At 48.8% G+C, this 13,130-nt stretch carries 15 protein-coding genes and 1 pseudogene; all 16 read right to left on the minus strand.

All coding sequences use genetic code 11. The features are described from left to right. Window positions 1-31 precede the first annotated feature (31 nt). Window positions 32-2,179: a lysine decarboxylase CadA gene (gene cadA, locus ACJHX4_RS12470; RefSeq protein WP_001296667.1), complete on the minus strand. Its 2,148-nt coding sequence runs from the start codon at window positions 2,177-2,179 to the stop codon at window positions 32-34. 79 nt (window positions 2,180-2,258) lie between these two features. After that, complete coding sequence (gene cadB, locus ACJHX4_RS12475) at window positions 2,259-3,593, minus strand: cadaverine/lysine antiporter (protein ID WP_000092909.1); 1,335 nt, start codon at window positions 3,591-3,593, stop codon at window positions 2,259-2,261. Between the two features lie 365 nt (window positions 3,594-3,958). Next, the gene (gene cadC / locus ACJHX4_RS12480) at window positions 3,959-5,497 is read right to left on the minus strand and encodes a lysine decarboxylation/transport transcriptional activator CadC (protein ID WP_001187191.1); all 1,539 of its coding nucleotides are present in this window, start codon (window positions 5,495-5,497) and stop codon (window positions 3,959-3,961) included. Between the two features lie 259 nt (window positions 5,498-5,756). Further along, window positions 5,757-5,916 (minus strand): annotated as a pseudogene (locus ACJHX4_RS12485) (integrase); the annotation flags it as partial. A gap of 330 nt (window positions 5,917-6,246) precedes the next feature. After that, a complete protein-coding gene (locus tag ACJHX4_RS12490; RefSeq protein WP_001519083.1) occupies window positions 6,247-7,089 on the minus strand; it encodes a DUF4942 domain-containing protein in 843 nt (280 codons plus the stop codon). Window positions 7,090-7,173: 84 nt separating this feature from the next. Next, window positions 7,174-7,371: a DUF957 domain-containing protein gene (locus ACJHX4_RS12495; RefSeq protein ID WP_000445282.1), complete on the minus strand. Its 198-nt coding sequence runs from the start codon at window positions 7,369-7,371 to the stop codon at window positions 7,174-7,176. A gap of 19 nt (window positions 7,372-7,390) precedes the next feature. Further along, window positions 7,391-7,882: a DUF5983 family protein gene (locus ACJHX4_RS12500; RefSeq protein ID WP_001555675.1), complete on the minus strand. Its 492-nt coding sequence runs from the start codon at window positions 7,880-7,882 to the stop codon at window positions 7,391-7,393. After that, window positions 7,879-8,253 carry a TA system toxin CbtA family protein gene (locus ACJHX4_RS12505; RefSeq protein ID WP_001555674.1) on the minus strand — a complete coding sequence of 125 codons (375 nt, stop codon included), beginning with the start codon at window positions 8,251-8,253 and terminating at the stop codon, window positions 7,879-7,881. The genes ACJHX4_RS12500 and ACJHX4_RS12505 overlap by 4 nt, the downstream gene beginning before the upstream one ends. A gap of 89 nt (window positions 8,254-8,342) precedes the next feature. After that, a complete protein-coding gene (locus ACJHX4_RS12510; protein WP_001327592.1) occupies window positions 8,343-8,711 on the minus strand; it encodes a type IV toxin-antitoxin system YeeU family antitoxin in 369 nt (122 codons plus the stop codon). Between the two features lie 162 nt (window positions 8,712-8,873). Further along, the gene (locus tag ACJHX4_RS12515) at window positions 8,874-9,095 is read right to left on the minus strand and encodes a DUF987 domain-containing protein (protein ID WP_000692323.1); all 222 of its coding nucleotides are present in this window, start codon (window positions 9,093-9,095) and stop codon (window positions 8,874-8,876) included. 68 nt (window positions 9,096-9,163) lie between these two features. Next, window positions 9,164-9,640, minus strand: a complete 477-nt coding sequence (locus ACJHX4_RS12520; protein ID WP_001186727.1) for a RadC family protein — start codon at window positions 9,638-9,640, stop codon at window positions 9,164-9,166. A 15-nt stretch (window positions 9,641-9,655) separates the two neighbouring features. Beyond that, window positions 9,656-10,135 carry an antirestriction protein gene (locus ACJHX4_RS12525; protein ID WP_000706981.1) on the minus strand — a complete coding sequence of 160 codons (480 nt, stop codon included), beginning with the start codon at window positions 10,133-10,135 and terminating at the stop codon, window positions 9,656-9,658. Between the two features lie 338 nt (window positions 10,136-10,473). After that, window positions 10,474-11,292: a DUF932 domain-containing protein gene (locus tag ACJHX4_RS12530; protein ID WP_001555673.1), complete on the minus strand. Its 819-nt coding sequence runs from the start codon at window positions 11,290-11,292 to the stop codon at window positions 10,474-10,476. Window positions 11,293-11,381: 89 nt separating this feature from the next. Then, window positions 11,382-11,615: a DUF905 family protein gene (locus tag ACJHX4_RS12535; protein WP_001278282.1), complete on the minus strand. Its 234-nt coding sequence runs from the start codon at window positions 11,613-11,615 to the stop codon at window positions 11,382-11,384. 5 nt (window positions 11,616-11,620) lie between these two features. After that, window positions 11,621-12,298, minus strand: a complete 678-nt coding sequence (locus tag ACJHX4_RS12540; RefSeq protein ID WP_001519094.1) for a hypothetical protein — start codon at window positions 12,296-12,298, stop codon at window positions 11,621-11,623. A 147-nt stretch (window positions 12,299-12,445) separates the two neighbouring features. Continuing rightward, window positions 12,446-13,126 (minus strand): helix-turn-helix transcriptional regulator, encoded by a 681-nt coding sequence (locus tag ACJHX4_RS12545; RefSeq protein ID WP_001555671.1) that lies wholly within the window; start codon window positions 13,124-13,126, stop codon window positions 12,446-12,448. Between the last annotated feature and the right edge of the window lie 4 nt (window positions 13,127-13,130).

Consider the following 13,130-nt stretch of genomic DNA (forward strand, 5'->3'; position numbering starts at 1 on the left):
AGTGGCAAGCCACTTCCCTTGTACGAGCTAATTATTTTTTGCTTTCTTCTTTCAATACCTTAACGGTATAGCGGCCATCAGCCTGACGGTATGCACCGTGAATATCGGTTTCAAAGCCCGGATAGTGAGCGCCGATTTCACACAGCATCTGCAGGAACTCCAGAACCGGACGGCTTTCTTCGGTGATCATTTCACCCGGCATTACCAGAGGAACTCCCGGCGGATACGGAAGGATCATATTGGCGTTAATACGACCTACCATTTCGTCGAGGTAAACTTCTTCGGTCATACCGTGCAGCTCTTTCTGGAACGCAGCATACGGAGTCATTACCATAGTCGGCAGAACTTCAAATGCGCGATACATCAGATCCGGCAGATTGTGGTGAACAATCAGTTTGTGGATATTCTGAGCCAGTTCCTGAATACGCATGTTTTCATAGAATTCAGGATCTTCACGATACAGAGACGGCAGCATGTTTTTCACACGCAGGTTCAGATCGAACGCACGTTTGAAGTCAGTCAGAGCACGCAGCAGGCTCAGTGCTTTGGTCTTATCGATACCGATGCTGAACAGGAACAGCAGGTTATACGGACCGGTTTTCTCAACAACGATGCCATGTTCGTCGAGGTATTTCGCCACGATGCTGGCCGGAATACCAAAGTCGCTCATGGTGCCGTCTTTTTCCATCCCCGGAGTCAGCAGGGTGACTTTGATCGGGTCAAGATACATGTGCTCGTTATCGATGTTTTTGAAGCCGTGCCAGGTGCTGTCAGAACGCAGCGGCCAGCATTCAGTCGTATCGATATGATCCGGCTGCCATACATCAAAGAACCAGCCATCAGATTCCGTTCTCAGACGTTTGATCTCTTTACGGAATTTGATCGCACGTTCAATGGAACCATTGATCAGACGTTTACCTGCATTGCCTTTCATCATCGCTGCAGCGGTTTCAGTGGACGCCACGATACCGTAGTGCGGAGAGGTGGTGGTGTGCATCATGTAGGCTTCGTTAAAGGTTTCTTCGTTTACGTCACCTTTAACGTGGATCATGGAAGCCTGAGAGAACGCCGCCAGCAGTTTGTGAGTAGACTGGGTTTCGTAAATCACTTTCCCTTCTACACGGCCACCGCTCATACCGCATTTACCTTCGTAAATCGGTGAGAAGTTGGTGTAAGGCACCCACGCGGAGTCAAAGTGGATGGATTTCACATCCAGTGTTTTCTTGATGAAGTCGGTGTTGTACAGCAGACCATCATAGGTAGAGTTGGTAATTACAGCATGTACCGGCCAGGTTGCGTTTGGTGTTTCTTTCACGCGCTTAGCAATGGTAGCGTGCTGGAATTCACTCTGTGGGATACCACCAAGAATACCGTAAGCGTTACGGGTCGGGCGGAAATAGATTGGCGTAACATCGCTCATCATCATCAGGTGGGTCAGCGATTTGTGGCAGTTACGGTCAATCAGAATGGTGCTGCCTGCCGGAGCAGAGTACATACCAACAATTTTGTTCGCAGTGGAAGTACCGTTGGTCACCATGTAGCTGCGGTCTGCGTTAAAGACGCGAGCGATATACTGTTCTGCTTCTTTGTGTGGACCACTGTGATCCAGCAGAGAACCCAGTTCAGATACTGAAATGGAAATATCAGATTTCATGGTGTTCGGACCAAAGAAATCATAGAACAGGCTACCTACCGGGCTTTTCTGGAATGCAGTACCGCCCATGTGACCAGGAGTACAGAAAGTATATTTACCTTCACGAACATATTTAAACAGTGCTTTGGTCAGCGGAGGCAGAATAGTGTTGATATATTCGTCAGTGGTCTGCTTGATCTTGTTAGCAATATCATCAGCAGCACCCAGCGCATATTCAAAGAAGCTAATCTGTAAACGCAGGTCATTCAGGCTTACATCGAGAGTGGAATACGTATTAGCGAACGCGTACAACGGCAGGTTCTCGTTCATTTTGCTAATTTCTTCGCACAGCTCGAGATTATATTTATCCCAGTCAAAAATAACACCGCACAGACGCGCATTGTTTTCGATCAGTTTTAATAAGTCGTCACGGTCGTTCGGGTAAACAATCTGGAAGTTCAGACGTTCAAGCGCGCGATGAAGTTCACGGATGGGTTCTTCTTTAAAATAAACCCCCATGTGATTCAATATTGCAATAACGTTCATAGTCATATCTCCAGGTAAAAAAGGCCCCTCCCAACACATGGGACAAAATGAAAGGAGGAGCCTCGGAAAATACTTTTAATTAATGTGCGTTAGACGCTGTGTGGTTATCCATTGAGTGGCTCTGGCGCTCGTGCATTTTGCGAGCGTAGAACATCAGGATAATCAGGCTGACGATGAAGGTACCTGCCAGCTCGAAGGAGCTTGCGCCCATCAGCGCGATGAAGCAGAACACGCAACCCAGTACAGAGCAGATCAGGCTGACAAAGTTGCGGATGTTAACGCCTTCAAAACGAATCAGGTCAACGCAAGAGTAGAAGTACGGCAGCATAGTCAGCAGTACTGCGATACCGGTCAGTTCACCGAACAGGTCAGAGGCTTTACCACCGGCAGAGTTCATCAGAGTGATGAGGATCATCAGGGCAGTCATTTTCACTGCAGCCAGCAGCAGACCTTTTTTCGGAATACCGTTGCTGTCGACTTCACCATAAACTTTCGGGAAGTTACCGTCGTTAGCGGCACGTACACCTGCCTGGCCTACCAACATCATCCAGGAGCCCAGAGAAGTCAGACACGCAAAGGCGGTGAATGCAGAAACCAGTGGCGCAGCCCAGTTACCGAGGATAGTTGAAGCACTGATTGCAAACGGAGCACCGGAAGCCGCCATTACAGAAGACGGATACATACCGGAAAGCACCTGAGTCGCAGCGATGTAAACAATACCTGCTAAACCAGTACCCAGCATGGTTGCCAGCGGAACGGTACGTTTCGGGTTTTTAACCATACCAGTACTTACTGCTGCGGATTCAACACCCACGAAGGCCCACAGGCAGAGCAGAATACTTTTAATGATCGCATGACCATCAGTGGTATCCGCAGTATTCCAGTTAGCTGCATAAGTTGCTGCATCAAACCAATGCCAGCCAACAATAGCAGTCATCACCACAGGAATAAGAACCAGCACCAGACCAATAGTGGTTAAACGGCTTACCCAGGTACCGCCGAGCATATTTACAAAGGTAAATACCCAGACGATAGCAATACAGGCGATACCCGCCGGAACAGGATCATTTAATACTGGGAAGAAGGTGGAAAGATAAGATACAGCGGTAATACCAATTGCCAGGTTACCAATCCAGTTAGCATGGTAATAAAGAACACCTGTCTGAAAACCAAATGCAGGGGAAATTTCTCCGGCATACGCAATTGGGCCACCTTGTTGCGGGTTTTTTGTTGCCAGTCGGGCATATACATATGCCAGCGACATTGCACCAATAATAGAGATAATCCAACCCCAGATAGCAATACCACCGATACTTGCTAGGTTCGCAGGTAATAATGCAATACCGCTCCCCATCATATTACCGGCAACAACACCGGTACAGGCAAATAGCCCGATCTTCTTGGCAGAACTCATGCTCTTCTCCTAATTTCATTTTTGAATTTGGAGTCCGGGTCATGATGTATAACTATTTCCTGACCAGACCAAACTGGCGCTAAGATTACTCACGAAAAAAGGATTAATCCTAAAGATTAGGTGAAATAACACAAAAGTTTCTGTAAGTGAGAACTTGAGGTTTTTTATTAACACATCAGGATCGCAAGTTGATATCATGAAAAGATAAACATTCAATGTTTACAATGCATTGCGTGACATTCTCTGGTTAAATTTATGTAATAAAAATTATGCGGCAAATAAATTGCCGCAACATATTATACCAACGGGAACATACAAAAACTCAACAACAAATATTCCCGAGCATGAATCAACCCGGGAGTTACTTATTCTGAAGCGAGAAATTTGTCGAGATAAGGTACAACATAAGGAACAGAAGTCTGGAATATACCATTTTCAATCCAGTAAAGGGTGTTTGCCCCTGGGCGTAAATTAAAGGCGGTGAGATATGCATCAGCTGCTTCCCGGTTCATCCCCTTCATTTCATAAACCTTGCCAAGCAACACATAATTTAGCCAGGACATTTCAAGATCAATGCCGGTATTTATCGCCTGATAAGACTCATCTGTTTTACCTTTTACCAGGGCACTGACCGCTTTTATTTGATATATAATGGACAGGTTGTTCAATTCCGGCAGTGTAACAATGTTATCTATTTCTGTGTTCAGTGCTGCTAATTGTTTTTCGTCTAAAGGATGTTGAGAATGGCGCACGATATCAACTAATGCTTTTTCTGCTCTCGCGTAGGTAAATTCTGGGGATGATTGAACAATCTCACCTAATAATTCACTGGCACGATCCAATGATTTATCATCACCATGCAGTAAATAATCATGTGCCTGATAAAAATTAGTTAATAACGCACCACGATGCGGCAAAATTTGCTGGAGCATCTCCTGCATTCGTTGTGGCCACGGTTGGTTTAACGCTTTTGATAAACTCTGGAGCAAATCATTTTGAATCGCCAGCTGATTACCGTTAGTGATGACATAACGTTTATCCAGCATGGTTGAACCATCTGCATTGTCTACCAATTTTACCGACATAAAGCATTGTTGAGCACGGTATTGGCGCTGATTAACAAACGCAATAGATAATGTTTTACCGGAACTGCTCGGTTCATCAATGTTGTAGTTGATTTTGTCATGCACCATAAAGGTGGAGAAGGTGTTAAGTGATGTCGCCACCAAATCACCCACGCCTATCGCGTAAGAGAGCTGATACGGAGAACTCCAGCTGTTACAACTCTTATTAACCATATTAATGTCAATATCGCGTGGATTGAGCAAAATGCGCGATTTACTCATAGGAAGACGTGTTTCAAGACTTGAAAACGCTACCAGTGCGACACAGATACCTAACGACAACAGGAAAAAAAACCATACCCAAAAGGTAGTGAATCGTTTGCTTTTAACTGGGGATTGTTCAGGTGGCGTTGTGGTGTTTTGAATGTTAAGACTGTGGGAGGGAGAATCTGTGGCAGGAACCGCCTCTGGTATAGGGGGAGGCGAAGATAGCATTATTTCCTCTCCCTCTTCTTCGCTGTACCAGATAACCGGCACCATTAATTTATAGCCGCGCTTTGGTACAGTAGCGATATAGACAGGACTATCTTCATCATTATCTTTTAATGACTTACGTAGTTCTGAGATACTCTGCGTCACAACGTGATTGGTGACAATACTTCTCTTCCAGACATTATCGATAAGTTCATCTCTGCTAAGTACTTCGCCACTGTGTTGAGCAAAGAAAACCAGAAGATCGATTAATCTCGGCTCAAGGGTAAGTTGACGCCCATTGCGGCTAATTTGGTTTATGGACGGAGTAACAAGCCATTCGCCAACGCGAACTACAGGTTGTTGCATAATAGAAACTCATTCGAAAAGGGAATGATGCAATGATAATTGCCATAACCTATTTTTTCCATCTATAGATGGGTTTATTTACATATTATTGGTGAATGCAAGACGTTATTTTTACTCGCCATAAACTTCTTGATTACATAGTATTACGAAAGGATTTTACTGAGAACCAGAAGTAATTTTCCTTACCATCAAAATTCATCATCTTTGCCAAAGAAAAATGTTCAGAAAATAATCCATGAAAAATTGTCCGGAGCGCTTACTATTTTAATGGATTGTTAGTCTTTGCATGAGCAAACGGACTGATACATTTCTCTTTGTTCTCATTCAGAAAATCTCATCAGTTGGCGTTCTGCCCGATGTTGTGCTTTATGGATGCATTACGCTCCTGATGACGTCATTTGACGTTCAACAGCATCACGGGGCCGCACGACATTTCACGTCAGTCAGCGCTATAGCTCAGAAACAAATTTTCCCGAATTGGGATATGCCCGCAAATTGCTGGTGATGTGGGGAGAATCTGGTTGAGTTCGGTAGAATTGATTTGGCGGCAGGACGCTTAAATCGTGGCGTCCTGAAACGAAAAATGGACCTCCGTGGAGGTCCGTTTATATGAATTTGGTGCCCGGACTCGGAATCGAAGATTGCTTCTATCATGTTGATATTAGTTTATTTTGTTTGGTTTGGTGAAAGATGTACCCTCTTTTGTACCCGCAGTCCCTTTTGATATCGAAAGGGAATCAAACTCGGGGTCAGGCTGAGAGCACAGAAGGAAAGTGCCTGGCTATTATATCGTTAATTCTGTCAATCAGCTCCAGCCTTTTGAAAGTGATGTGTGCAGATCCCTTCTTAAAGTATTTAATGATGAACATCTCATCTTCATAGCGTTCTTTACCCTGAACGGACCGTATGTGGTCATCCAGATTAATGGTGATATTCCCCCGGTTGTCGGGGATCGGTTTACCGCTGAGCAGATGCAACATTCTTTCCAGGTCAGCCAGGCGATCTGCCTGCATTCCACTGATAAGATGAAATCCCCATCTGTCCCATCTCACCAGGTTGTTGACGATAATTTTACTGCCAAATTTACAGGGGGAATTGGTTTTGTAATTCCAGTTCAGCCCTCTGAAGACGTTGATCACCCCGCGCTCAAACACCTCATCCTTACTCCGGTGCAGTTGTTCGAATGTACTCAGGATATTCGCCTTGCTGATTTCCGGAAAGTTATCGTATTCCAGTGACCGGTACCATGTGTCCCGGGCATGCGCATCCATCAGACTCAGCATCCCGGAACGTTGCATCAGGTCACGCCAGATTTCGCGATCGAGATTGCGTGTGATGGCTTTCATTGCCGTTTCAGGTTTTTCCATGAGCCAGCAGCCACAGCGAAAATCCTGTTTCATCGCCCAGTCCAGTGCGGTTTTACCGCCAATACTTTCTGTCATTGCTGAGATTTCAGCCAGTTGCCGGATAAGTGTGTCGATTTGCAGCAGTGTACTCTTTCGTACAGCCAGAATGTGGCGGATACTGGTTGAGCAAATAACGTCCGTATGCCCGGTGACCACTTCCGGACGGGAGGCTGTGATATCTGACATCATCGTTTTTCCTTTTGGTTTATAAACGAAAACGCCAGCCGTATTCAGGCTGGCGTCAGTGGAATGAAGTCTGGTGAGTAAGACTCACCGGTTCTGTTGCAGAAACTGCAGTTGGCGCAGTGTACGGATATCTTCCCTGGCCTGTTCAATGCAGGGCAGCAGTGCTGCCGAATCCGTTTTATCCTCATCGTTGTCGAAGATAATTCCGGATTCGCAGTCGATATTGTTCTGTAGCCACGCAATCAGAATATCCAGCGCCGTTTCTGTGGTTAATGATTCCATACTGTGTCTTTTGTCCCGGTTACCAGTTGAAGGTGGGTAAACCCGGCAGACATTCAGCGCTGGCATCCAGATGAATGAGACTGACGCCATAACGGCGGATGAGCGTTACGACCAGACGACGAAACGTTTTTGACAGGCCCAGGCGTTTAAGTCGCAGAACCGGGTACGACCACGCATCAGTACGTAACAGATAACCGGACCCGGTAAAATGAATCCATTCTGATTCGCCGAAGTCATTCGTCTGATGTGACAGCGAGTACAGCCAGGCGTTGTCCTTTTCCGTGATATGTGCGGTACTGCAGCGTATGCCGGCAAGGGCCGTAAACGGTGGTGGTGTGCAGGTTGACTGTTGGTCGAATTCCTCCACCACGCGGAGTGAATAACCGTTTTCAGCGACATTGTTAATCAGTTCAGCGAGATTAACACCATCAATGTCAACGACAATGCGCCCCATGTTCAGCGCCCGCACGTTAACGCTGTCAGCTTCCAGCGTCAGGGCCAGTTTCATCATTTCGCCTCCGGATGCTTACCCCGGGTAATGTTATTTACCGTTCTGTAATTGTCGCGGGTCATCAGGCCGGTCGCCCGGCGAGCCCGGAGGATATCAATACTGTTTATTAACTGAGAGCGGGGACAAGTGCTGAACCGGGGCTGGTCGGTACGCACCAGCGCGTATTTTTCAACGAGAAAGTTCACCGCGTCACACAGTGAAATGCCTGCCTCAATATGCTGCTCAATCACACGTTCATCGGAGAACGGTGTGTCATTTAGCGTGAGGCCGTAGTGCTGGTCCAGCAGTCGGGTGAGCAGTGTCTGCCAGATGGTTACGGGAGATGGGCAGCGCGATGCCTCCCGTACGTGTGTGTCGGGTAATGTGTTCATACTGAAGATTTTCCTGATATGCAGAGATGAAAAATGGGAAAGTGGCGTGGTGAAAACACCAGGCCGGAGCAGAAGGTTATTCTGATGATTTACTTTTTCGTTTCGGGCGTCGGATAAACAGCCATATAAACGTAACCACAGGAGCCGAGGGTGTCGGCTTCGCAGGTCAGTCCTCTGGCATACAGCGTGACGGTATGCTGATGGCGGGGATTCAGTTCACCGCTGGTGAGCATGAGTTCCAGTTGTTTCATCAGCAGCGGAAAGGCCTGGTCCAGATGGTACGCATCCGCGTCGCTGAACCGGCCTCTGATACCGGCGCGGTCGGCAAGGTAATACAACCGGTTACCCTCCTGCACCAGACGGGCGCCAAAACAGGGTGTTATGGTGCAGGGCAGCCCCCACCAGGGGCGGTTGTTATAGTCGTCGGGATAATTTGTCTCATGGTGCGTGTCTGACACGATAAAGTCCTCACAGAAAATCGGTTAAGAAGGGGTTAACGATGACAGGTCAGCCGGTGTGGAGACCGGCTTCGGTGAAGATGTATTCATTGATGAGAAGGGCCTCATCCACAGCGGCGTCTGAGGTCATCTGGTCGTACTCGTTTTCCGGGTGACGGAACATTAGTTCAGAGTGACGCTCATCAGCCGGACATACGGGCCAAAACTGTCCTTACGGCGTTCAGCAAACACGGCCAGCACACCGGGAATATCCTGCACTTCACGACCGGTATACGCTTCAGCACTGCCGTGCCAGCGGTATTTACCGGTACAGAACGGAAAAAGACGGGATGTCGGATGTTGTTGGTGAATACGCATGGCTTCACCACGGGTGATAATTTTCATAATAGGATACCTCTGAAGACGGAAGATAAAAGTGAAAACAGGTGTGATGTGATTGTGGCGGTGACGGGTTAAAGCAGACCGTGTTCCGCAAAGGAGAAAACCTGGCTGCCACCGACTATCAGATGGTCCGGCACCCGGATATCCACCAGGCCCAGTGCCTGTACCAGGCGTTCCGTGATAAGGCGGTCTGCCTTACTGGGAGTGACTTCACCGGACGGGTGATTGTGTGCCAGCACCACGGCTGCGGCATTGTGATACAGGGCGCGTTTAATCACTTCCCGGGGATGGACTTCTGTGCGGTTGATGGTGCCGGTGAAGAGGGTTTCACCGGCAATCAGCTGATTCTGGTTATTCAGATACAGCACCCGGAATTCTTCACGCTCCAGTCCCGCCATGTTCAGAATCAGCCATTCCCGTGCCGCACGGGTGGAGGTGAAGGCCACGCCGGGTTCATGAAGATGGCGGTCCAGGGTTTTCAGGGCCCGCAGAATGAGACTGCGCTCGCCGGGCGTCATCTCTCCGGGCAGAAAGGAAAGCTGCTGCATTGTCCCTGCCTCCATTCAGTCAATGATGCGCATAATGGCGTTGCATTCCGGATGTTGCAGGGCGTAATCCCGCAGCCGGTAATAGTGGACCGTCATGGCATAACACTCCGTACGACAGGCGTGATGACTGTACGTCATCAGACAGGCCGCAATGCCGGCGGCTTCCGGACTCATTTCAGCGCGGTTACCGTTCATGGCATTGAACAGTACCCAGGTTTTTCCATCATCTTCATCCGGTTCGGGTGCCATAAATGCGCCACCGTTGTTCAGGGTGTACAGATTCCAGATACCACCGCAGTAGTCTTCGCACAGACGGTCCATCCAGCCGAAGACACGGGGCTCCAGGGTCACCCACTGTGGAATGAGGCCAAAATGCTGCGGCCAGAAGCTGATACGTTGTTCATCAGGGACGGGAGTAGCAACCAGTTGGGGCTGGTTATTCCCTGGTGCTGTGGCTGAAGAAAGAGTAGTTGTGTTCTGAGAAACGATTTTCATGAGTGAAATCCTTACAATGTGTATAAATGAGAGGAAATAAAGGCCGGGGGCTGGCAACATCACGTTCATCACTGACCGTGAGACCCGGTAATATCAGGGATGAATGATATTCGGCTGAAATTCCGGACAGCCGTACGCGTAACCGTTCCGGTCACAGACGGATGGCCAGATGCCATTGCCTGTACTCAGTCTGCACAGACTGAGTTCTCCGGGACGGTAAAGCAGACGGGTACACCAAGTGCACAGGTCATCATCAGAAATGGAACGACACCCCGGCAGCGCCTCCGGGGCGTCGGGTGATTCTGGTACCTGAATCACGCCTTCAGGAATATGTTTTATCAGCGCATGCTCTCCAGCAGCGTTTCTGCCATTACCCACAATGCGCGGTTGAGCTTAATATCGGTGTCGATGCTGTGAATGGCACGGGTGTGGATACGTTTTCCTTTTGCACTGCGGCCGGAAATCCTGCCTTTCAGCATATTCTCCTGTATGGTCTGATAAGCACTCCACAGGTCCTTACCGTAATCCTCCCGGCGTCGCGGTGTCAGAATATCAGCGGTGGTGACGGGCTGATGCTCATTACCATAACGGTAAGTCAGTGCCGCCTGTGCCAGCGCCTGGCGTGCCGGTGGCGGCAGAATCAGCGACTGCATGGCATCACGCTTCTCCTCTATCCGGTCAAAAACGCCCACCACCTCGTAAGCCCCTTCAATAACTTTCTCCACTACGTCTCCCCGGTGTGGAACACGCACTTCCCCCAGAGACTGACCACAGACGCAGCCGTTCTGGCAGATGAACCTGAAGTAACCCGGCAGCATCTGGTAGCTGGAGGTACCGTCATGGGAGTTGAGCAGAATAATTTCAGGGACATGTTGTCCGTTTATCTCTCCGGCCCGCCGCAGACGCAACATGTGTTTGGTGTATTCCCGGCGGCCCGGGTCACGTACGCGGGTCTGACAGGCGAAGAATGGCTGGAAGCCTTCCCGCTGCAGACTTTCCAGCACGGTGATGGTGGGGATATACGTATAGCGTTCACTGCGGGAGGTATGCCGGTCTTCCCCAAAAATACCGGGTACATAATGCATCAGCTCTTCATGTGTCAGCGGACGGTCACGGCGTATCTGGTTCGCATAACCAAAACGACTTGCTAATCGCATGATCTGCTCCTTATGAATGATTAAGCGGTATAAACGAAAAAGCCGCATCTCCCGGAGAAGACGCGGCCTGATGGATGAAATGAAGACGTTTATTGCCTGAGAATTCCCTCACTGGCGAGATATGGATTTAGCTGTTTTCCGGCATCAGGTTCAAAATTCCAGCACCGCCAGCGTAGCTGCCCTTCAGCATTGCGAATAACCAACCGGAAATGCGTTCCCTGGTCATCTTCAATAAGCACATTGCGGTAAGCTGTTGTGACAGCCATCGCCTGTTCGCGTGAGAAAGGGCCTTCGGGCAATAAAACAGGGTGACAGTCCGACATACCGGCTACTTTCCGATAAATTCAACGCTGGCGCCGGTGGCATTACCGTCAGCACCAACCGTGACGGTCACTTTGTCGTACGCACGGTCTTCAGGATTGAACACTTCAAACTCAACCTTATTGCCTTTTACTTCGTAAGAGCCAAAATCAGCGGTTTCTGTTGTTTCCTCGTCATATTCCCGGGCGTATGCCTGCCGGGCAGCCTGCAGGACGGAGTCTTTATTAATAGTGGTCGTCTGTTTCGGGGAAAAACCGGCAAGTGATGTGACAAATTTCGGACAGACCTTCAGCATATCACCGCGGGTGAATTCCATTCGTACACCAAATGCCTGTAAAACGGACACATCACGCTCTGCTATGGAGTGAACGGCTTTTTTGACCATTTCCGGCGCCTGTCCGACTTCCACCTCAACAGCCCTGAATCCCGTCTGCTGATTACACATTTGTGATGTGGGGATCAGGTTACCGTTAATACTGATACGGCTGCCCAGGAGCGTCTGTACGCCATTCGGGCATCCCTGCATCAGGCCGGTAATACCAATCGTGCCATTTTTCAGCATTACCAGCGCCTGACCATCTTCCGTCATGGTCTGACACCAGCCGTTTTTGACAGCCCAGTTGCCGGCGGAGGCGGAGAATGATGCCACAGTGAACAGCAGGGGAAAAAGAGCTCTGGTATTCATGACTGACCTCTGAAATGAACGTACGGTGTTATTGATAATGATGGAAGGTATGCAGTGACTGTTCAGGGAATGACATAGCCGTATATTTAGTTTTCTGTTCAACATATTGTCTCCATACCTGTCGGGACGGCTTTGGCAGGCCGGCGATCACAGGTTAAAGGTGTTGATAAGTTTATGGATGAAAGAGAAATGTGGCAGGGCGGAGATAAAACGCTCTTCAGCGACCAGACTGTGGATGTGGCCTCTCCGTTCAAACCGTTCTGATGTCAGGCTGACTGATTTGATATCTGCCAGAGGAAAGACCTGCAGTTTTCCCTTCTGTAACGCGATCAGATACCAGCTACCGCTGTAATAAATGAGCCGGCAGGGCTCCAGTGACGGATACCATCGCTCAGTCATCAGAGAGATGTGGTTACACTGTCTTATTGCCAGGATGAGTTGCGAGAAATACTCGGGGAACGTTGCAGTGATATCCGGCGCCGGTAGCCAGATAAGGCAGGGAGAGGGCTCCTGGTTGTCGGTAAGACAGGTTATCAGTCGTCCGTTCCGGAGCGGAAGTATCCGTGCGATACCGGTATTCTGTATAAAAGAAAGCATTTCAGGGATCGCACCCGGGCTGCTCTGTCGTCTGAGGCTGTACCTGCCATTTCTGTACTCTAAATCCAGGTGAACCAGACGCTGATGAAAATCGCGCTGTAAAGTACGTTCTGTAACGCCAAATTCATCTGACAGTGTTTTTAGTGACAGAGATTCTCCGGCCATCAGTCGGCTGATAATGAGTGATAAGCGAACCGCCAGGCGATCATGCCGGGAACGATTATCAGACATAGAT

This window comes from Escherichia sp. WS2035 (genome assembly GCF_046487065.1).
Lineage (GTDB): Bacteria > Pseudomonadota > Gammaproteobacteria > Enterobacterales > Enterobacteriaceae > Escherichia > Escherichia coli.